18 protein-coding genes are annotated in these 22,292 nt (G+C 38.4%); 7 read left to right on the forward strand and 11 right to left on the reverse strand.

All coding sequences use genetic code 11. The features are described from left to right. The first annotated feature begins 91 nt into the window (after positions 1 to 91). Together IPM92_15675 and IPM92_15680 are read left to right on the forward strand one after the other, a co-directional pair. Positions 92 to 928 (forward strand): DUF2911 domain-containing protein, encoded by an 837-nt coding sequence (locus tag IPM92_15675; GenBank protein MBK9109761.1) that lies wholly within the window; start codon positions 92 to 94, stop codon positions 926 to 928. Beyond that, positions 925 to 1,224 carry a hypothetical protein gene (locus tag IPM92_15680; protein ID MBK9109762.1) on the forward strand — a complete coding sequence of 100 codons (300 nt, stop codon included), beginning with the start codon at positions 925 to 927 and terminating at the stop codon, positions 1,222 to 1,224. Before IPM92_15675 ends, IPM92_15680 begins: the two co-directional genes overlap by 4 nt. 153 nt (positions 1,225 to 1,377) lie before the next feature. Here IPM92_15680 and IPM92_15685 read toward each other — a convergent pair whose 3' ends face one another. Both IPM92_15685 and IPM92_15690 read right to left on the reverse strand, forming a co-directional pair. Beyond that, positions 1,378 to 2,127, reverse strand: a complete 750-nt coding sequence (locus IPM92_15685) for a hypothetical protein (GenBank protein ID MBK9109763.1) — start codon at positions 2,125 to 2,127, stop codon at positions 1,378 to 1,380. Between the two features lie 215 nt (positions 2,128 to 2,342). Then, positions 2,343 to 6,275 (reverse strand): DUF839 domain-containing protein, encoded by a 3,933-nt coding sequence (locus IPM92_15690; GenBank protein ID MBK9109764.1) that lies wholly within the window; start codon positions 6,273 to 6,275, stop codon positions 2,343 to 2,345. 556 nt (positions 6,276 to 6,831) lie between these two features. Here IPM92_15690 and IPM92_15695 point away from each other — a divergent pair. From IPM92_15695 to IPM92_15710, 4 genes are all read left to right on the forward strand, one after another. After that, on the forward strand, positions 6,832 to 8,259 hold the full coding sequence (locus IPM92_15695) for a T9SS type A sorting domain-containing protein (GenBank protein ID MBK9109765.1): 1,428 nt from the start codon (positions 6,832 to 6,834) through the stop codon (positions 8,257 to 8,259). A 55-nt stretch (positions 8,260 to 8,314) separates the two neighbouring features. Then, positions 8,315 to 8,845: a GNAT family N-acetyltransferase gene (locus tag IPM92_15700; protein MBK9109766.1), complete on the forward strand. Its 531-nt coding sequence runs from the start codon at positions 8,315 to 8,317 to the stop codon at positions 8,843 to 8,845. Beyond that, entirely contained in the window at positions 8,845 to 9,576 is a 732-nt protein-coding gene (locus tag IPM92_15705; GenBank protein MBK9109767.1) for a carbon-nitrogen hydrolase family protein, read from the forward strand. The genes IPM92_15700 and IPM92_15705 overlap by 1 nt, the downstream gene beginning before the upstream one ends. A 115-nt stretch (positions 9,577 to 9,691) precedes the next feature. Beyond that, complete coding sequence (locus tag IPM92_15710; protein MBK9109768.1) at positions 9,692 to 10,180, forward strand: OsmC family protein; 489 nt, start codon at positions 9,692 to 9,694, stop codon at positions 10,178 to 10,180. 149 nt (positions 10,181 to 10,329) lie between these two features. Here IPM92_15710 and IPM92_15715 read toward each other — a convergent pair whose 3' ends face one another. Beyond that, the gene (locus tag IPM92_15715) at positions 10,330 to 12,060 is read right to left on the reverse strand and encodes a hypothetical protein (GenBank protein MBK9109769.1); all 1,731 of its coding nucleotides are present in this window, start codon (positions 12,058 to 12,060) and stop codon (positions 10,330 to 10,332) included. Positions 12,061 to 12,143: 83 nt separating this feature from the next. Here IPM92_15715 and IPM92_15720 point away from each other — a divergent pair, with 83 nt between their 5' ends. Continuing rightward, positions 12,144 to 13,058, forward strand: a complete 915-nt coding sequence (locus IPM92_15720; GenBank protein MBK9109770.1) for a TIGR01777 family protein — start codon at positions 12,144 to 12,146, stop codon at positions 13,056 to 13,058. Between the two features lie 44 nt (positions 13,059 to 13,102). Here IPM92_15720 and IPM92_15725 read toward each other — a convergent pair whose 3' ends face one another. From IPM92_15725 to IPM92_15760, 8 genes are all read right to left on the reverse strand, one after another. Further along, positions 13,103 to 13,786 (reverse strand): sulfite exporter TauE/SafE family protein, encoded by a 684-nt coding sequence (locus tag IPM92_15725; GenBank protein ID MBK9109771.1) that lies wholly within the window; start codon positions 13,784 to 13,786, stop codon positions 13,103 to 13,105. Further along, the gene (locus tag IPM92_15730; GenBank protein ID MBK9109772.1) at positions 13,783 to 14,226 is read right to left on the reverse strand and encodes a FixH family protein; all 444 of its coding nucleotides are present in this window, start codon (positions 14,224 to 14,226) and stop codon (positions 13,783 to 13,785) included. The genes IPM92_15725 and IPM92_15730 overlap by 4 nt, the downstream gene beginning before the upstream one ends. Positions 14,227 to 14,232: 6 nt before the next feature. Beyond that, the gene (gene ccoG, locus IPM92_15735) at positions 14,233 to 15,636 is read right to left on the reverse strand and encodes a cytochrome c oxidase accessory protein CcoG (GenBank protein ID MBK9109773.1); all 1,404 of its coding nucleotides are present in this window, start codon (positions 15,634 to 15,636) and stop codon (positions 14,233 to 14,235) included. Positions 15,637 to 15,639: 3 nt separating this feature from the next. Then, complete coding sequence (locus tag IPM92_15740) at positions 15,640 to 16,773, reverse strand: c-type cytochrome (GenBank protein ID MBK9109774.1); 1,134 nt, start codon at positions 16,771 to 16,773, stop codon at positions 15,640 to 15,642. A 4-nt stretch (positions 16,774 to 16,777) separates the two neighbouring features. Then, positions 16,778 to 16,951, reverse strand: a complete 174-nt coding sequence (locus tag IPM92_15745; protein MBK9109775.1) for a cbb3-type cytochrome c oxidase subunit 3 — start codon at positions 16,949 to 16,951, stop codon at positions 16,778 to 16,780. 25 nt (positions 16,952 to 16,976) lie between these two features. Beyond that, positions 16,977 to 19,100, reverse strand: a complete 2,124-nt coding sequence (gene ccoN / locus IPM92_15750; protein MBK9109776.1) for a cytochrome-c oxidase, cbb3-type subunit I — start codon at positions 19,098 to 19,100, stop codon at positions 16,977 to 16,979. 2 nt (positions 19,101 to 19,102) lie between these two features. Further along, a complete protein-coding gene (gene ccoS, locus IPM92_15755) occupies positions 19,103 to 19,270 on the reverse strand; it encodes a cbb3-type cytochrome oxidase assembly protein CcoS (GenBank protein MBK9109777.1) in 168 nt (55 codons plus the stop codon). Between the two features lie 522 nt (positions 19,271 to 19,792). After that, positions 19,793 to 22,210, reverse strand: a complete 2,418-nt coding sequence (locus IPM92_15760; protein MBK9109778.1) for a heavy metal translocating P-type ATPase metal-binding domain-containing protein — start codon at positions 22,208 to 22,210, stop codon at positions 19,793 to 19,795. Between the last annotated feature and the right edge of the window lie 82 nt (positions 22,211 to 22,292).

Consider the following 22,292-nt stretch of genomic DNA (forward strand, 5'->3'; position numbering starts at 1 on the left):
AAACGTTAAATTCTCAAAATTCAATTAGAATACACTACTAATTTATAATTTTAGCTTTTCATATCTTATACCCAGCTTAAATTTAATAAATATGTATTCTACCAAACATTTTCTGATTTCTACTTGTATCTTGTTTTCTTTAGGATTTTATTCTACAAACCTGGAAGCACAATCATTAAAGCTTCCAGACAGCGGCTCAAATTACAAATGCCAAACAGGAAGAACCATCGGATTAACAGATATTGAAATTCGCTGGAACGCCCCCGGAGTAAAAGGTCGCGAAGGTAAAATCTGGGGCGATTTGGTTTATTTCGGTTTCACTACTTTGGGTTATGGATCGAATGTTGAATCTCCTTGGAGAGCAGGTGCTGATGAGAATACTACTATTTCATTTTCGACAGATGTTAAGATCAATGGTAAAAATTTAGCTGCCGGGAAATATGGATTTTTTATTGCCGTTTATCAGGACTCCTGCATACTTATTTTTAATAAAAACGCTGAAGCCTGGGGTAGCTATTTTTATAATAAGGATTTGGATGTTCTTAGAGTAAGCACCCGCCAGGTAAAAGCCATCGCAAAAAGTACTGAACGATTAGATTTTATATTCAATAATCAAACTTCCAATTCAGTCGATATTAGCTTGCAATGGGAATATTGGCAGATCCCATTTAAGGTAGAGATCGATTTAACAAAAACTACATTAGCTTCCATCAGAACTCAACTCAGTGGTGCCTTGGGATTTGATCCTCCCAGCCTGGAAGCAGGTGCCAATTGGTGTTTAACGAACAATATTAATTTTGAAGAAGCCTTAAATTGGATAAACTCGGCAACGAACCCAAATTTAGGCGGTTCCAGAACGTTTAAAGCCCTTTCCACCCATGCCGGATTACTCAACAAAACGGGTCGGCAAATTGAATCAGAAAAATGATGGCAGAAGCTGTCGAAATAGGTGGCGCTATTGAATTGCATCAATACGGCAGACAATTGATCACTCAGAAAAAATATCCCGAGGCCATGGTCATCTTTGAAAAGAATTATAACAAACATTATGGTTCCTGGCCTACCAATGTTGGTATGATGCGCGGATATTCCGCAATGGGCAATTTGAAAAAAGCGCTGGAATACGCCAAAATAGCACTTTCTCAAGCACCGACGTCCGAAGATAAAAAAAATATGGAGGGACTGCTTAAAACACTAGAATTGGGGAAGTTGTTGGAGCAATAACACTTGTTAGTTTACGATTAAAATCGCTTGTTTATTTTGAATGTAGTGATATGATGAAAATTCATTTTCCTAAATCAATTTGAATTAAATTTTAAAGATTATTGTTTGCAATTTTAGTAGAATGCATTCATTACTGCACATTTATGAATGAATTTAAATGAGGTAAGGTATCAACGCTTTCCTTTTAATTGGATAAGCTCTAAAATTTTCCAAATACCACCGATGATGCCGCATCGCCCTGGGCACGAGGTTGGCCAAAGTCCAAACAGCAAAACTCAATGCCGGCAGATTCCAGGCCATCACCGCAAATCCAATCCATTCTATGATTTCACCTAATAAATTTGGCGAAGAGACGAATTCAAATAAAAATCCACGGGGTATATGATATCCGGTATCGCCGCCCTTCCTGAGTTGAATAAGTATATCATCTGATTTCCAATTGATCCACATACCTAATAAAAAAATTGGCAGGCCCATAAGAAAGTGAGTACTTGAAAGCCAACTTGCTGTGTACATATCTCCAGCTGCAGCTTCAGCAAGAAAATTTCCATTTAAGCCCGCATTGACCACATTAAAGAAGATGGCGCTGCATACAATCAATAACGGCATTTTTTTGGGTGTAGTTTTTATTCGCAATGGGTAAACAATTGTCCGGTTGAAGTAATGTACTATCCACAATAAAAACAAAATCCATACATAACTATCTGTTCCCTGAATCGCTGTATAAAAAAAATAACACATGATCATCAGCGAAGGCAACTCCATGATAAACCAGCCCCATTTATTGCTTATTGAAGTGCCCCACTTTTCATGCGTATGACGTCCAAAAGGGGCCGTCACGAATTGTAAACTAACATATGTTAGTAAGGCCACAGCGATCCAAATATAGCTCAGGGTGTTCATGGAATCAAGATGCATATGTATTTCAAAATTATTTTATTACCCCCTTATCTTTAAGTAATTACAACTCAGAAACGCAATATTAAAGAATTACATCCATTTGCAATCCATTCTATTTAAAAAAAACTGCCGGAGGTACATCCTCCGGCAGTTTAAAATTTATGGCTGTTCAACTATAAATAAACGACGCTATCGGTATATCTCCGATTCCTTAATTTTCAAAAAGTTCTAATAACTCTGCTTTCAATTTGTCCGTTTACTGATACTTTAAGCAGGTAAGTTCCTGGCTCTGCAATCTCGATCTTAAACTTATGGCTACCGGAATCTAATTTTTCTAAATTACTTGAAACTATTGTTCGACCCTGGAAATCCATTATTTCATAAGAAAAAACTGCACTTTCAATGAATTGGATTTTCAAATTTGCAGTTTTCTTAAATGGATTCGGAGCTATTTCTAATTTAAACTTACTTTCCTTAGTTTCTTTGGTCCCTGTTGGGTTTCCCAAAAAATCTTTCCTTGCAACAACGAGTGTAGTACTCCTGTTAAACTGAATATTTCTTCCAGTCGCGTCTTTTTGAGTAAGTTGATTACTTGGTGCGGGTTCCTGAATAGAAATGAACATGTATTTATAATCCGGAGTAAAAGTCATACCTGTAGGTTCAGAGCCGAAAGGTGATTGCATGAAGATCTCCACCTTTGGCGCAGCTTGTGTGTGATCCGGACGAATGACCCAAACATAATTGTTACCACCATCCTGCAACACCCAAAGATTCCCTCTGTCATCAAAGGTCAGATTGTCGTTGCCTTGTGCCCAAGGTTCTGAAACCATTCTGCCGTTTGAATTCATTCGGTAAGATCTGTTTCCAGCAAAAGTTTCAAATGCTGATACAGTATTTCCATCGTCTTTAAATCGATAAACTCTACCAGCGCCCTTTACCGCAAAATAAACTTTTCCATCCAATGGCGAGATCTCAACATCCTCAACTCCAGGAAATACCGTTGCTCCATTTTGAATGGCCCAGGTCTTTACATTATTTTGTTCATCTTTTGTTGTGTTAGGTACCAATAACCACTCTCCTAATGGACTTACTGGTTCGCCTCCTGACATGCCTTGATTCAATTTTAATACATATAATTTTCCGGAAGATAGGTCAGACTCTTTATCTGCTATAAACTTATAAACAGAACCGTCGGATGCATCTTCACCCTGATATGCTGTGCGTTTATCATTTAATACAACCAAGTTTTCATGGCTCATTCTCCCCATCGCCCATAATTTGGCTTTGCCATTTCCATAATCCTTTACCATTCTTGTTACCGGATCAATTTCTACATTCCAGCCCCAGTCAACATATCCATCTGCATTTGCATCCTGATTTGTCGGACTATATATTTCTTCGCAGGTAATAACGGTATTCCAAGGTGTCACAGTTCCACTGCAATTTGTGGCGGTGGATACGACAGGACTAAAATCAACCGGCCCGGATGCATCTACTTGCCAAAGTTTAGAAGTCAGATCGTAGCGTATATCTGCAATGGAAACGCCTCCTGGTACTGTCTCGTGATTGACACTCAGGTATCCTAAAGTACTGGATCCATTAACAGGCACATAACCGGTAAAATCGAAATTTGTTGAGAACGATCCGGTTGTTCCTTTATAACTGTCGAATGCACCAAACAAAACCTGGAAAGTATGACTAGCAGGTACTTCTACAAGTTGATCTTGTGATCTTGCCAGCAAACTCGTAAAACAAGCAATATGTTTGTCGTTAGGATCAGTACATCCCAAATCTGTTGGATTGCTATTATATAAACTGTTGTTGATCTCCAGGTCAAAACTCAAATCTGAAGTTATTGGCCCCCACTGGTGTACTTCTGCCGCAATTTGATTGATTCCATTCTGGAATACAGACTTTGGCACATCAAACACATAATAATACGATTCATCATGACCTGTAATTCGATTTACTGCTTTCGTATTGTAATCCACTGATCCGCTTGGCATATTCGTCCTGAAGACTTCTATTCCGTTTACATAAACGATGGCTCCATCATCAACGCGCAAATTGAATTCTACCTGATTACCTAAGCTGGCTGTATCTGTGATTTCTATTTTTTTCCTAAAATAGGCCGTATTGTATTTGTTATTTGGATCCGGACCAAAGCTCAGTTTTGTGACAATGAAAGGATCTCCAAATCCAAGTGGAGCCGCTCCAAAATCCCAGCTTAGATCATCAAAAGTAATATTTGTCCAATCCCCCATTGGCGAAACTGCTTTGTCGTAATAAGCCCATTCTGATTTTCTTTTTACCGGGTATGGTGTAACAGCTAAAGTAGGTTTGGAAGATTGAAAATATTCAATAAGCAGTTTTGGCGCATCCGGTGCAGATCCATCATATGATTCAGCTTCTTTCAATCCGTTTCCTTTGATAAATAATGAAAGTGCGTTTCCTGAAGTCCAATCATCTTGTGCAAAAATGGAATTCAATAAACCTGCAATATTTGCAGAACGTTGATCATTTCCTTTCTCTCCAATGGTTTTCCAGCTACCATCTGGAATGTTCCATGTTATAGAATCTGCAAATACAGGTCTGCTGCTTAAATTGAACATCACTGCAGCATTAAAAGCTGCCGCGTTGCCTGTATTTTCAGCCCATATCGTTAGGTTTGAGGGATCCGTATTTTTATTGGTATTATCTACTGTAAATTGCAAATAGGCATTTTTAACGAGAGTGCCTTTAGGTAGTTGAACATTTGCAAATCGCATACCTACATATTGAGGATCCATATTACCTGCCGATTCCATACCCAATTCAAGGTCAGAACTACCAACATCCATACTTCCGGGAGTCTTGGTTTGGTTAGGGCCGGGAAGGTATTCTTCAAGATCGTCTTCAACACTTTGTATGCTGGTTGAATAGTTGCCAAGAGCGATATATTGAATCACAAGCAATGGTGCGTCGGCTGCTGAACCATCATAAGATTCTGCTTCTTTCAAGCTGTTTCCTTTTATAAATAATGCAAGCGAATTATTTGCAGCCCATGAATCCTGATTAACAATATTCTGAATCAGTTGTGCAATATTCGAAGATTGTTGATCAAGGCCTTTTTCCCCAATGGTTTTCCAGCTGCCATCTGGAATGTTCCAAACAACTGAATCCGAAAACACAGGTCTTTTTGTCAAATTAAAAGGATCTGCAGAATTAAAAGCAGCAGCATTTGGCGAATTTTCTGCCCATATGCTTAAATTACTGGGATCTGTATTTTTATTGGTGTTATCTACTGTAAATTGAAGGTAAGCCGATTGGATTAATGAACCTTTTGGAATCTGAATGCCATTGAAACGCATTCCAACATATTGTGGATCCATATTTCCAGCAGATTCCATTCCCAATTCAAGATCCGAACTTCCCAAATCCATGCTGCCGGGAGTTTTGGTTTGATTGGCACCAGGAAGATATTCTTCTATATCATCTTCAGCTGTGTTTATTCTCTGACTAAAAGTCTGAACCGGAATGAATTCAATATAAAGTAATGGTGCATCCGGAGCAGATCCATCAAATGATTCAGCTTCGCGTAATCCACTGCCCTTGATAAAAATGGCCGCAGCGTTTCCTGAATTCCAGCCGTTCTGATTTACAATTTCCTGGATGAGTTTAGAAATATCTACACTGCGTTGATCGGTAGATTTTTCTCCTATTGTCGCCCAGCTGCCGGAACGAATATTCCATAAAACTGAATCGCCAAAAGTAGGCCTTTTGCTTAAGTTGAAAGCCTCTGCAGAATTGAATGCAGCTGCATTTAAACTGCGTTCGGCATGTATGCTCAAGTTGCAAGGATCTGTATTTTTGTTAGTATTATCAACTGTAAATTGCAGGTAAGCTTTAGTGATCAATGATCCCGCAGGAATTGCAATATTTAAAAATCTTAATCCTATGTATTGTGGATCCATATTTCCGGCAGATTCCATACCCAATTCAAGGTCAGAACTACCCAGGTCCATATTTCCGGGAGTTTTGGTTTGATTGGCACCAGCTAAGTATTCTTCCAGATCATCTTCAATGTTGGCGATTCTAACGGAAATACTTTGTTGGGAAAAAATATTGATACCCATCAAAGCCAAACTTAAAATTAGTAATGTTCTTTGCATATTCATTTTTGCTCAAACATAAGGCTCGAAACTAATTCAATAGGCTAAATGCGTTTTACCAAAAAGACATGAAAAAATGTATCTTAAGTAAAATATAAATGAAGTTATTGTGTTGCTATTATATATTTTATGTAAATTAATGGTCATAATTAATAAATCGGATGGTACTTCACAAAATTTAAATAAGTGGATAGTTTTATCAAAGCGTCTTAAATGTAAATAAGTAAATTTTAAATATGACACCTTATTTGTAAAACCAATTTCAAGTTTTTATTTTCAAAATGCAATTCAAGAATGGTAGCTTAAGTTTGCCTTGTGAAATATAAAATATAATGAGTAATTATTTTACTCATTATACCTCTAAATTAAATATGAAATACTTCCTTCATTTTGTTGCTCTCTTAGATAGTCCTATTCACTTAAATTCTGTCAAATGCAATGTGAAATCTGTATACCATATCAATTAAACAATCAAAAAATCGCAGAAGAATTCGTAATTTTGGATGTTGTCCAATAGAGGAAATAAGAATTTCCCAACAGTTACAAAAAACGCACGATGAGATCTCTGTTACTTCTGTTCACTTTATCCTCCATAACCATAAGCGGTGTCATGGCCCAATCGCCTACCTGGAAACTTTGGGCCAGCGGTTTGCCTTCAGGCGTGTATCCAAGAATGGCGATTGCACCCAATCACGATATTTTTTACACCCTGCTCGGAACCGGCACAAATCTGGGATTAATCATGAAAGCAAATACAAAAGATCCAAACGGTAGCTTTGTTGAATTGCCCAAAATTCCCAGACCATCCAGCATCCAAAACAATATTGTGGCACTTGGCTTTAATCGACACAGCGAACCCATTGCCGGGATTTACTGGACAGACCCACTCCAACCCTGGTTGTTTCGGCTGGATTCAAAAAAATTGACCTGGGATACTTCTACATCACAAACAATTCCTAGCCTGGGCGGGCATTGCATAGCTACAGCTCCTAATGGTAATATCTACGTCGGTACCAGGTGGGCATATATTTATAAATCAACAGATGATGGAAAAACATTCACCGCTATAGACGATAGCAAAATTGTAAAAGATGAATATCCTTGTTATTATCCTAGTTTTAATGGTTCGGTTTATAATGGTGCTATCTTTTCAATTTCCATCGACCGCTACGGAAGAATTTATGCCGGAACTGAAACAGCTGGAGTTATTTATTCTGATAACGAAGGGCAATCATGGCATCCCGCAGATTTAATGGCGTGTCAACCAAATGACAAAACCCAAAAAGATAGCAATAGCCAAATGAAAGCGCTATCGATCAGCGGAAATGTAGCTGCACTTGGTTTTACCAAAGAACAAAACCTTGTCTGGTCCGGATTGGATATGTGGACTTTAGGCTGGAAAAACAAAATAGGCTTCGCAAATTTTCAGACTAAATCTGTTTCAGAACTTAAGGGGCTTCCTGATTATTTGATACAAACCGGACAACAAGTTTCAAAAATAGTCACCACGGATTCAGGTCAAATGTTTTTTCATAGTGGAAATTCAAATGGATCCGACCCAAATCAAATTGGCATTTATACTTCACGCGATGGCATACAATGGCGTTTATTCAATGATGGCATCACTGGGCAAAACGATGGTTTGTCACAAGGCTCTCTTGCCGTTGATGGAAACAAAGTATATATGGCCACACACGATGGAAAAGTTTGGATATACGAAGATCAACTTACCCATACTCGATCAGAAATTATTCAACAAAATTCACTTTCATTATATCCAAATCCGGTTGATGAAATGCTCCATATTAATTTAAATATACATTCAACAAACACTCCCAAACTATATATAATCAATGGAGTTGGCCAGATCGTTAAAAATATTTCGGTCAATGATCAAGTTCAATTAAGCATAGATATAAAAGACCTGGTCCCGGGATTATATCTTGTAAACTATCATGGTTCTTTTAGATTTTATAAATTATAATGGTCTGAATTTATTCCCCAATTCAAATGTTTATTCACCTTCAGCTTGAACTGCAATGCATTTTCCACAAGTCGAGATAAGAGCTCCATTCAGATCAGACGTATTGGATTTGTGCATGCTTGGCAAAACCAGCTTCATTGAATCACACGGCCATAGTGCATCCTATGAGGATATTAATAGCTATACGACAAAAGTTTATTCAGAATCAAATATAAATGCAGAACTGGATGACCTTTCTAATATTTACCATCTTTTGTTTAGCGATGGCATCCTAGTCGGATATTCAAAAATCAGATTAAATACTCCATGTGATTGGGTTCAACAAAAAACAATAGCAAAACTCGATCGGATTTATTTGCTGAAAGAATACTATGGACAAAAAATAGGTTTTAATCTTTATGAATATAATCTCCGAATAGCCCGAATGCATCAGCAGGAAGGCATTTGGCTGTATTGTTGGATTGAAAATCACAGAGCAATTTCGTTTTATAAGCGAATGGGTTTTGAAATTGTGGGAAATGCCGATTTTAAAATATCTGAAACGCACTCCAATCCAAACCATATCATGTATCTAAAATTAATATAATGATGCGAGTATGCGCAGCACAAATACATTCAATACCAGGAGATATAAATGCCAATCTTCAAAAACATGTAAAAGCAATTGAGCTAGGCGCATTTCACGGCTGTGATTTGATTTTTTTTCCTGAACTATCACTTACGGGATATGAGCCGACCTTGTCAAAGGCCCTTGCTTTTGATGTTGAATCTCCAAAATTGGATCTGTTTCAAAACTTATCCGATACACATAAAATGACACTTCTTATGGGTGCTCCAACAAAGCAAAACCAGGATATTTTCATTTCAATGTTTATTTTCCAAGCCGGTAAACCCAGACTTTGTTATTCAAAACAATTTCTCCATGCAGACGAACTGCCTTACTTTAATGCCGGACAGGAGAGCGTATTTTTACAAACAAATGATCAAATCATCGCACCCGCCATTTATTATGAATCCTTATTACCACACCATGCAGAAACAGCATTCAATGCTGGTGCCCATATCTATCTGGCCAGTGTAGCCAAATCGGAAAAAGGAATCCGAAAAGCGTATGAACATTATCCAGGCATTGCTCAAAAATATAGATTGACTGTGCTGATGTCCAATGTTGTTGGCCCTTGTGAAGACTTCATGGCTGGTGGAAGTTCGGCCGTTTGGAATCACCATGGAATATTAATAGATCATTTGGGTCCAGAAGAAGTAGGCTTACTCATTTATAATACACTAACAGAAGAGATCAGGAAAGTATATTTGTAATCGATATTAATTATTAAGAAAACTATAAGTAAAAATATATCCACAGATATCATGCAATTTTAACACAGATTGAATTTATTATTAAACACAAAAGAATCCAAATTTATTTTTAAAAATGGAAAAACAACATCACTACTCCATCAGCACTCAATGGACTGGCAACAGAGGCACAGGTACCAGCGATTACAGAGCGTACGACAGAAGTCATAGCATCCAATCCAAAAATAAAGCTCCTCTTGAATGTTCTTCTGATGCAGCTTTTCGAGGAGATCCATCAAAATACAATCCGGAAGATCTTTTGGTTGCTTCGATATCATCTTGTCACATGTTATGGTATCTGCATTTATGTGCGGATGCAGGCATCATTGTAACGAATTACGAGGATCAGGCAGAAGGCATTATGGTTGAAACACCCAATGGTGGTGGCCATTTTAAGGAAGTGATTTTAAATCCGATCGTCACAGTAACAGAATCGGAAATGATACCCAAAGCTGAAGCTTTGCATAAAAAAGCACATAAGTTATGTTTTATTTCGAATTCGGTAAATTTTGAGGTGCGTTTAAAAGTGAGCATTTTCACCTTACCCCCAACGCCTCTCCTCTGAAGTGGAGAAAGGAGCGATTTTCTAATTGGATGAGATATAACATATAAAGTCTACTGACTTTATTGAATTATTTTAATTATGGAATTATTATTTAATCACCGAATAACTCCCCTCGACACCTCAGTGGAGAGGGGTCGGGGGTGAGGTGGCTATTTTGAATTCAATCTAAAAGTATTCTCAAGATAACCCGGCCTTCTCTTGATGGTTTCCATCATGATCCGTTTATTTGCCAACAAACGTTCGTGAGGACTGAATAGAAAAATTTGTGGTTGCAAGTCGAAAAGCGTTTGCTGAAATTCCTGATAGCGTTTAAATCGTTCTTGTTCATCGGTTACAGACCTTATCCCGAGTATGAGTGAATCCAATTTTCCGGATTGGATTCCACATCGATTTCCACCTCCGGGTTTTGCATTGCTGCTGTGATAACTTTGGAAGGGATCGTATAATGTTGTTGCCTGAGGCGTGATGGTTACAAATACCAAATCGAAATTTCGTTCATTTAAATCTTTTCGTATAACCGATGCTTCTTTTGTTTCGGGTAATATTTCCATACCCAATTTTCGGGCTTCCTCTTGAAGCAGTAATGATATATTTTTACTGATGGCTCCTGATGCGAGAAACCTCAGCCGCAATATTTGCTTTTTACCATCGATCAATTTATCAAGCAAACCGTCTTTATCGGTGTCTTCCCAACCGGCTTGCTTTAATAATTCTTTGGCTGCTTCCGGATCATATCCTACCTCTTTTAAGTTCTTATTGTAATAGGGTTTAATGGGATGAATAGGTCCATAAATAGGGTCGGCAAGGCCCATCATCAGGTCATTAATAAAACTACTAACGTTTGTTAGTTTTGCGAGTGCTTTTCGCACTTGCACGTCCTGAAGTATTTGATTGCGCAGGTTTAATTCAATGAGGGCATATTGAAAATGTCCGGGCGAGTAAAATCGGAGCATCGAATTTTGCGTTGAATCTTTCCGAAGATCTGCAAACTGTTTTGGAGAAACTTCTGTCACCAAATCGACGCTACCTTCCTTTACAGCAAGGATCGCAGCAGCTTCATCGGGCATGATCACATATTCGATAAATGCGGGTTGGGCTTCCAGCATTTTATTCGTAGCTGCATATTTGCTTCCCCACCAATTCTTTTTGCGTTCTAATACGATTCTGGATCCTGCATCCCATGATTTTAAACGGTAGGGGCCAGCTCCTTGGATTCCCATTTTACAAAACGATGCACTTTCAAATTGTTCAGCAAATCGCTTGAGCAGTGAATGCTCCTCCGGTGTCCAGTTTGCACTATCTTTCCTAACCAATGCTTCTAGACTGAATGTACGCATGATTCTTTCCGGATCATACACATGTTCGGGATACAAATTCACATTTCCACTGACTTCTTTTCCCAACATATAATCCTTAGATACATGTACCTGCAATAATTTTGGCTTTGAAGAATCATATTGAATGTGAAAAATGTTTTTCAAAAAGCCTCTCCAAGTTGGATTTTTAATATATGGGTTTAAGGCGGCTTTCACCGTAAAATCATAATCGGCTGCTGTGATTGTTTTCCCATCGTCCCAGTTGGCATCATCCAATATTTCGACGCCGAAAATATGCGAAGTATCCGTTGTTGCTCTTATTTCCGGGGCGGACTTCACCATCAACGGACTCAATTCTAAATTCTCCGCACTGTATTCGATCATGGGCAACATTAGCAAAGCTTCTATTTGAGTTGCCAATGAAGACTGCGATACGATTGGATGCAAACAGTCAAAATCTTCTCGGATTCGGATCCGAACTGTAAATTCTTCATCCTTCTGCAACTGATGACAAGCAACAAGACCAAACAAAATGTAAATACAAAATAGTAGCTGCTGCCCCATTCTAAGAATTGAAATGTTGCGATTCATATTCATAATCTCATAAACTTTAGTCAGAAAAGGATGTTTCTTCAGTAAGTAAAGATATGGCAAATATTTTAATTGCAGGAGCCAATGGACTTATTGGAAAAGAGTTGTCTTCTTATCTCCATACACAAGGCCATACAATTCACTGGTTGGTTAGAAAACCCTCTGCACAAATTTCTTATCCGCAATTTATTTGGGATCCTTCAAATCAAAAAATCGATTTAAATGCATTTAAATCCGTAGACGTTCTCATCAATTTGACCGGCAGTCCTATATCTTCAGGCCGATGGACGGCCAAACGAAAGTCAGATATCTTACAATCGCGATTAAACAGTATTCAGGTATTGAGTGATGCACTAAACCTTGCGCAAGTCAGACCCCGCCAAATCATTCAGGCAACTGCTATTGGCTTTTATGGAGATCGTCCAAATGCTCAAGTTACAGAAAAAGACCCAGCCGGAATAAATGGATTTCTTTGTGAGGTGACCAAACAATGGGAAGACAAGGCCCGGATTTTTGAAAATCAAACACAAATACTAACAACTGTTCGTACCGGTTTATATTTAAGTTCAAACGGCGGGGTTTGGCCCAAACTTATTATGACTCTGCCCTTTAAATTTATCAGTTATTTTGGAAACGGGAATCAAATCTACAGTTGGATACATGATTCGGACTATATCCGGGCCCTGGCCCATTTGATCGATCATAAAATCAGCGGCCCTGTCAATTTAACCGCACCCCATCCGGTATCGCACAAAGATCTTGTAAAAGCCATACAAAAAATTTATCCTTGTCTTTTAATCCCTGGTCCGCCAGCAATAATACTTCGTATTCTTATGGGTGAAATGAGCAGCTTAGTGCTTGATTCATGTGATGCGCATCCCAAAGTTCTTTTAGATTCCGGTTTTCAATTTAAGCATGCCTACATTGATTCTGCAGTGCAAACCCTCCTCAAAAAATCCGATAAGGCCTAAACTTCAATTGTATTCCATTGCCTAAATCGCAAATTCCTTCAAAGTCAATGACAACTTTCTCCAAACCCGGCCTTTGGACTTAAATACGGAATTCCCAAATTCAATCCCCGCAATATCAAAAGCAAAGCCACAGCGATGATAAAAACGGGAATCATTTTTTGAATGTGCATGCGGTATTTAAGATGAAGTTTTTGGCCGAACAACATCAGCACAAACATGAGTGGTATGGTGCCCAAACCAAAAAAAAACATCAGTCCAGCTCCCGACCAGGGACTACCGCTGGCCATAGCTGTCATCAATGCAAGATAAACAAGCCCACATGGCAACCATGCATTTAGAATACCAAGTTCAAAAGGAAACCAGGAAGTTTTGGGTTTGCTGATTAATTCCGACAGCGCATTTTGAACAGTTTTATACCAACGACTGATCCACCAAGGTTTTCCGTCAATAAAATAATGAAACAAAAAAATAATCAGTATCAGACTCCCTGCCAATATGGACAATAATTGCTGTAAACCGGCTAGTGCAAAATGGTTTCCGATAAATCCAAAAAACAAACCCATGAAGGAATAAGAAATGGCTCTGCCAAAATTATACAACAAAGATGTCGCGATGTTTTGACCTGTGTTACTCAAGCTCAATGCGATAGGTCCGCACATGCCCACGCAATGCAGGCTGCCGAACAAACCAGTGGCCAAACCGGTTAAAACAATAAGTTCAAAACTCATGTGCTTTGATAATAGAACTTTTCTCTGAACGCATATGGAGTGTCTTTGTTGATCCACTCTGCCCGGAGTTGGTATTGTGCATTGATAAATGAACTTCCAGGAATTATTAGAATGCTGTTTTCATTTGGAACCAAACTCAATTTAATATCCTTTGACTTATCTGATAAACAAAGGAATTCTATACTGCCCTTCTCGATAGCATCTATGCTGTTTTTAGGAAATTCAATCCAAACCTCTCCTTCAATGATGCGAATGGAAATCCGGCTCTCCATTGCATCAAGGTTTCTTGCTCCTTCCACCACATTGATAAATTGTTGTTCTTTTTCATAATAGCGCTCATCCATCATCTGATTGTCTTGTTGGGCGGCTACATAAAGAAAATAAAAAATCATACCCATAAAGCCCGCATAAGCTAACACGATCCGATATGCCCAACTCATATTTAATTATTTAAATGGTCCTAAGAAATTTGTTTTAATTTTTTGAATCCGCTTCTGTTCTTTATACACGCCTAACTCTATTTCTGTTTTCCTTGACAAAATACTGTTTTTATCTAAGACGATAAAAAACTCCCATTCATTAACGGATTCCGGTTTAAGCGTTTGGTTTTTATTTCCAATGCTTCTGATCTCTCCCTTTAAATTTTCGAGACGAAATTCTACTTGCTGATCTGCATTTGTTTTATTTAGAATTTTAGCCACGTAGAGATTGCTTAAATGCTGTGCATCCAATTCCTGATATAATTGTCCCTGGGCTCTTTGCACATGTGTATCAATACTCTTACCACTTAAAACCAGAAAAGTCATGACAACTATCAAAACCAACAGCAATGCAGAATAAGCCTTCATGCGATTGTTAAAATGAAATTTGGAAACACCGGATATTTCATTTTCAGATGCATAACGAATGAGTCCTTTACGAAATCCAATTTTTTCCATGACCTCATCACAAGCATCAATACAAGCAGTACAGCCTACGCATTCCATTTGAACCCCATCGCGGATATCAATGCCCGTAGGACAAACATGCACGCACTTTTTACAATCAATACAATCGCCATCCGTTCGTAGCAAATTTTTTACGATCTTTCCTCTAGGCTCGCCTCTTGAATAGTCGTAAGCGATCTGCATGGTATCTTTGTCAAACATCACACTTTGCAAACGACCGTAAGGACACACCGTCGTACAAATGATATCTCTCACAAATGCAAATACTCCATAAAAAAGTAAAGTAAATACTAAGAGACCGCTGAACAAACTCATGTGTTGACCAATGGGTTCTTTGATAATTTTAAAAACCTCGTCAACTCCTACTATATATGATAGAAATGTATGTGCAATTATGGAAGAGATCAGTAAAAAAATAACATGTTTAATACTTTTTCGGATATACTTATCCAGATCCCAGGCCTTTTCATCTCTGGCTCTTTGCGCATTCGGAGAACCTTCAATCCACCATTCAATTTTTCGGAAAACCATTTCCATAAAAATGGTCTGAGGGCATGCCCATCCGCAAAAGAGTCTTCCGTAGATCACCGTAAACAAGGCAATGAAGATGATTAATGCGATCATGCCAACCGCAAAAACAAAAAAGTCCTGTGGCCAAAAGATATTGCCAAATATGATAAATTTACCTTTAACTACATTGATGAGTATGAAGGGTTCGCCATTGACTTTTATAAAAGGCAATCCGAAAAATACCAACAGGTAAAGGATCGTTGAATAATTTCGCCAACGATAATATTTCCCGGAAGGTTTTAATGAATAGACCCACTTTCTCCTCCCGGCTTCTGTTACTGAACTTACACGGTCGCGAAAACTCTCTGCATGTTGCAAATCTTCTGGGTTCATTATTTATTGTGTGCTCGTGCTATCTTTTACCGTTATAGAATCTTTCACAGCCGATACTGCTTCCTCTTTATAAAGATCACCCTGAGGTTCTTTACCTCCCGGTGGATTGGTTCCTCGCAATGATTTGATATAACTGGTTAATTGTGCTATCTGATTGGCGGAATAATCATCCTTCCATGGTTTCATCCCTTTCTCAATGACCCCGTATTTGATGACTGTAAATATTTGTTTTACACTTCCTCCATGTATCCAATAGTCATCTGTCATATTCGGCCCTACGGTACCTTGTCCCAACTCACCATGACAAACAGCGCATGCCGTTTTGAAAATGCTTTTCCCTTCATCAAATTGACCTGCAGGTAAAAGGGTCACTGAATTTTCATCCACCAAATTGGATTGTGTTTTTAAAAATTCAAGTTTTTCTATTGCTGCTTCATCCATTGCAATCTTAAATTCTTCGATCATCAAAGGGGCACTGTAAGCCACATGATAGCGGTACATATAAATTCCGGCAAAAATAATGGTTCCTACAAATCCGGCAATAAACCAGGGTGGGGTTACATTGTCTAATTCTCGAATACCGTCGTAATTGTGACCCGTATCGATATTAGATTCCTGCTCAATGGGTTTGAATGCATTGATGCGATCCCACCAACTTGGAGTAGCTTTTTGTTCAACACTTTTATAAGTATTCAGGCCCGTAAATTGTTTGATCCATTTTACGATGTACAATAGGATGAATATTTCAACGGCTATAATGACCAATAAAATCCAGGATTGTGGATTCATCATTTCGATAAATTTTCCTGCTGTGGTTGTACTCGAAGCTTTTGCAAACAAAGTCTGCTCTGCTGTGCCCATTAAAACTAATAATGCCAGCGTTTTCATTTTTCCAGAATTCATTTTATTCTTAAAATGAAATTGAAAAGCTGAACGAACCAGACCAGTTAAAAAGACAATGACCACGGCTAGTGTAAAAGCCATAACAAACAATGCAGTGTCGAGATCCAATGCAAATCCGGTTTGAGGATTTGCATCAACAGGAGATGCTTTAGCACTCTGTGCTCCTAAATAAATAGGTAATGTGAAAAACAAAAGTGCTGTAATAATTTTTGATATTTTATGATAGCGTTTCATATGTTCAGATTTGATCATGTTTATCTAATGGAAGATTTTCAAGATGCTCTATGGTTTCTTTGCTGCTGGAAAAAGCTAAGATCGTGACGCCCACAAAAAAGATCACAAAAAGCAATAATGAGATCAATGGATATACTTCAACTCCGGCAATTTTTTCTAAATAATAATTGAATTTCATATTAACTTATTAATCTGTTTTGAAATTATTTATTGCTCACACCTGATGTTCGCACATCTTTACCCAACCTTTGCAAATAAGAAATCAAGGCGATGATTTCTTTATCAGAACTGATTTCAATTTTATCTTTTTTCAAACTCGCAGTTATTTGATCGGCCTGCGTTTTCAATATATCATTAGCCGTTGCTTCGAGTTTTGAAGAATATGGCACACCCATTTTTCGCATCGCGTGAATTTTCGAAGGCGTTGTGCTGATGTCGAGATTGTTCTCAAACAACCAGGGATATCTCGGCATATTTGATCCTGGCGAAATAGAAGTCGGATCGAGCATATGGTTAAAATGCCAGCTATCTGGATATTTACCACCGACTCTTGCGAGATCCGGTCCGGTGCGTTTACTTCCCCACTGAAAAGGATGGTCGTATACAAATTCCCCGGATTTTGAATATTCGCCATATCGCGTTACTTCATATCTGAAGGGTCTGATCATTTGAGAATGACAATTATAACAACCTTCCCGAATGTAAATATCACGGCCCTGAAGTTCTAACGGAGTATATGGCTTTACACTTGCAATTGTAGGTACGTTTGATTTTACTAAAAAAGTGGGGACCAATTCAACGAGTCCGCCGATTCCTACAACTACTAAACTCAACACCAATAATAAAATGGGTTTTCTTTCAATCACGCTGTGCCAAATATGAGATTTAGGTGCACTATATTCCTTAGCAAGCGGAGCAGCCTGCGCTGTTTCTGATTCTACAAACTTACCTTGTTTAGCTGTTTTGATAAGATTATATACCATAACCAATACCCCTATTAAAAAAATTGTACCACCTAAAGCCCTTAGCAAATAAAAAGGCATTACACTTTGCACAACATCCATAAACTGATATTGCAGCTGGCCTTCAGGCGTAAAGGTTTTCATCATAAAATACGAACGGAATGCAGACCAGTACATGGGTACTGCATAGAGGATGATACCGAGAGTTCCAATCCAAAAATGCGTAGATGCTAATTTTTTACTGTAAAGTTTGACATTATAAAATTTAGGTATCAGCCAATACAACATCCCAAATGTCAAAAATCCGTTCCAACCCAAAGCGCCTATATGCACGTGCGCCACAGTCCAATCGCTGTAATGCGAAATTGCATTTACATTTTTTAAAGACAACATAGGGCCTTCGAAAGTGGACATACCGTAACAGGTAACTGCCACTACAAAGAATTTCAAAACGGGATCCTCACGCACTTTATCCCACGCACCGCGCAATGTAAATAATCCATTGAGCATTCCACCCCAACTAGGCAAAATGAGCATTATTGAAAAAACGGTTCCAAGAGATTGTGCCCAATCGGGCAATGCTGTATAAAGCAAGTGGTGCGGACCTGCCCAGATGTACAAAAATATAAGTGACCAAAAGTGTACGATACTCAAACGGTATGAATAAACAGGTCTGTCAGCAGCCTTTGGAAGAAAATAATACATCAAACCCAGATAAGGCGTCGTAAGAAAAAATGCAACTGCATTGTGACCATACCACCATTGTACCAATGCATCTTGTACGCCTGCATACCAAGAATAGGATTTAAATAAAGTAACCGGCATCTCAAATGAATTCACAATATGCAGCATAGCTACAGTAACCCACGATGCAATAAAAAACCAAATAGCTACATAGAGATGTCTTTCTCGCCTGGTCAGAATGGTTCCAAACATATTGATCCCAAAAACGACCCAGATTAAGGTTATCAAAATGTCGATTGGCCATTCCAATTCTGCATATTCCTTGCCTGTTGTAAATCCCGATAATAAAGTAACTGCAGCCAAAACGATAATGGACTGCCAGCCCCAAAAATGAATTTTACTCAACTTCGAACTCCACATGGACGTTTTTAGCAGACGTGGCAATGAATAATAAATTGCAGTAAAAATTCCGTTCCCAACAAATGCAAAAATGACCGCATTCGTATGTACGGGCCGCATACGTCCATAAGTTAAAAAAGACAGGTCAAAATTTAATGCCGGGAATACCAATTGAAAAGCAATGATGACACCAAGCAACATGCCCACAGCACCCCAAAAAAGGGTCGCAATTGCAAATAGCCTGGGGATTTTGTTGTCGTATTGAAATTGTTCAAGTTGCATATTTATTCGTTTGTATTTTGATTAGATTCAATTTCGTCGTCAAATAAGATGCGTTGAGCTGGTGAGTATACATCATCAAACTGCCCATCGCCGGAACCCCATAAAAAAGCAATGAGAAACCCCCCGGCAATACAGATACTGACAATAATTAATAAGATTATTACACTCATAATAATGAAAGCATAAAGTTGGCTATAGATCAAGGAGCAATAAATGGATAATGGTCATTGCCTTAAATGATATTGGTCAACTGGCGGCCCTTTAGGCTTAAGGCCTCCCGACATAAAGAATATGATCAGTATTAAAAACATTATCATGTCGGGAGGCTAAAGTTTAAAGTTTAAAGGGACCTTGAGTGAAATATTATTAGAATTTATAAGATTTTATACCTTGCACTCTATGATCAATTCTTAAAACTAAAAGATTTTGTATTTTCCTGTGTTAATAACTTTGTGGTCCTTAGAGTCTTTGTGCCTTCGTGGCGAAAAGGATGTTCGTTAGAAACGCTATCTATTTGGAACAAAAGACATAAGACCTTCAGGTAAAAGGAACAAAAGATCAAGGCTAAAGTAGGAAACAATGACTTTAAAATTCCTTACTTTGCTTTTGATTTTCAGCATACGAAGGATTCGATTTATTAATAAAAATCTCATCATAATACATAAATTCACTTTAGTCTTTAAGCTTTAGACTTAAGCCTCCCCCAATCCTCTCCTCCTCGCATAAAACTGCGTAAGCAATCCCGTCAATAAAATAATACTTATCGAACTGGCCGGCATGAGTATAGCAGCGATAACCGGTGAGAGTTGTCCTCTCAATGCAAAATAAGAACCCACGATATTGTAAAGAAAAGAATAAATAAACACCACCATAATGACCCTGCGCCCATCTGTTACGAATTTTAAAAGTTGTGGAATTTTATCAAAGGATACTCCATCCAAAATCCCATCGCAGGCCGGAGAAAAATTATTCTTATTTTCTGTAACCGCAAAACCCACATCACTTTGTTTTAATGCGCCGGCATCGTTGAGGCCGTCGCCGATCATCAAAGTCTGCTGCTGTTGTTGTTGGAGGTTTTGAATATATTCAAGTTTATCGTGCGGACTGTATTTGAATTTGAGTTGTTCACTTTTATTCAGCATTTTTGAAAGATAGGTCCTGTCGTGATCCTGGTCGCCGGAAATAACCGAAAGATCGTATTTTGATTGCAACTTATCAAACATGGGTTTCAACTGCGCACGGTAAATTTGCCGGACCAAAAAATAACCCAAATTTTTTCCATCTTCACAGATATGGATACTCGTTCCAAGTTCTGTTTGAGCTTCATTGGATCCGGTAAATTCAGCGGAACCCATTTTGAGATGGTGATCATTTATCCAGGCTTCAATACCCTTACCCTCAAGCTGCTTAAAATGCTGAACATCTATTGGATTTGTGATGTTGCCATGTTTGTATATGGCCATACTCAAGGGATGAGTGGATTGCCGGGCCAAAGAATAAACCCGGTGTGCTTGTTCACGGGACATTCGCGCTCCAATAAATTCAACCTGATGCATGCTACCTTCCGTCAATGTACCAGTTTTATCAAAAACGATATGTTTAACTTTTGTGATAGCTTCCAGGACATCCGAATGGCGGATATACAATTTATTTTTGGCTAAAATTTTAAGAACCTGACCATTGGTGTAGTTGCTTGCGAGCAAGAGTGCACAGGGACAAGCAACTATTAAAATAGTGGTCATGGCATTCCACATTAAATCCGGACGCGATTGCTGATACCAATACACAGCAGCCACTGCGGCGAGGAACAAAACAATGATAGTGAAGTTTTTTCCAATGCGATCGATCTCGTGCGAGCCATCGTTTTTACTTTGAAAGTGGCGATTCCACAAACTGGTCAGATAACTTTGTTCGACGGGTTTTAAAACTTTCAGGCGGATTTGAGCACCTGTTTGACGGGCACCGGCAAATACTTTTTCTCCATGTTTCGCCATCACTTTGATGCTCTCACCTGTTACAAAACTATAATCCAACTCTGCTTCTCCATAGATGAGTTCACCATCTGCAGGTACAATCTCATGGTTATGAATATAAATGATATCGTTGATCTTTAATTTTTCTATAGGAACGGGAACGATTTCGTTTTCGCGATACGTCATAACGGCAATTGGAAAAAATGACTTGTAATGGCGATCAAAAGAAAGTGCGCGGTTAGAACTTTCCTGAACAAATCGCCCCACCAGCATAAAGAAAACAATGCCGGCCATACTATCCATGTAGCCATTTCCAAAATCGGCCTGCATCTCGTAAAGGCTGCGCCCAAATGTGAGCAAAATGGCTATAGCAATCGGTAAATCAATATTGATATATTTCGCCTTAATGCCTTTCCATGCACCGATAAAAAATTCAGCTGCGCAATAAAAAAATACCGGCAAGGATAATAATAAAATAACCAGTGTAAACATCTTTCCCAAAGCAGTTTCGGCAATGGAGCCTCCTGAAAAATATTCAGGGAGACTTAACATCATAATGTTGGCAAAACAAAAACCGGCGATACCTAATTTGATGATTCGATGTCTTGAGTTTGTGATACCCTTTGCAGCATCCCCGGCATGAACATCGAGCTGAGGTTCATAACCAAGCGTCGTCAACAATTCGACCACTTTTCGAAGGCTGGTTTTCGCTTCATCAAAAACGATATGAATTTTCTTATCTGTAAAATGAACCCGCGAATACACAATTCCGGGATTCAGTTTGTGAACTTGCTCCAACAACCACAGACAGGAACTGCAATGTATTTGCGGCAAATACAAATGTACATGCGATTGTTTTCCATCTGAGAAACGCAACAAGACATTTCTCACTTCAGGTAATTCGAGGAAAGAATATTTTTCTCTCCAGACTGAAAATTTCTGAGATAAACCTGGATGTTCATTAAGATCATAATATTTGCAAAAACCATTTGTATCCAGTATTTCATAAACCAGTTTACAACCTTCACAACAAAAGTATTTTTCCTCGTTGCAGATCTTCAGATCATGACATTCACTTCCACAATGGAAACACAAGGTTTTTGGAGCAGTCGCTTTAACTTGTCTTTCTTCAGACATCTTCTCTAAAATATTAAAGCTTCAAAATTGGATACAATGAACGGTGGACTATGTGACAACCATCATATTTTGAATTGATCTT

Source organism: Saprospiraceae bacterium, assembly GCA_016719615.1.
Taxonomy (GTDB): domain Bacteria; phylum Bacteroidota; class Bacteroidia; order Chitinophagales; family Saprospiraceae; genus Vicinibacter.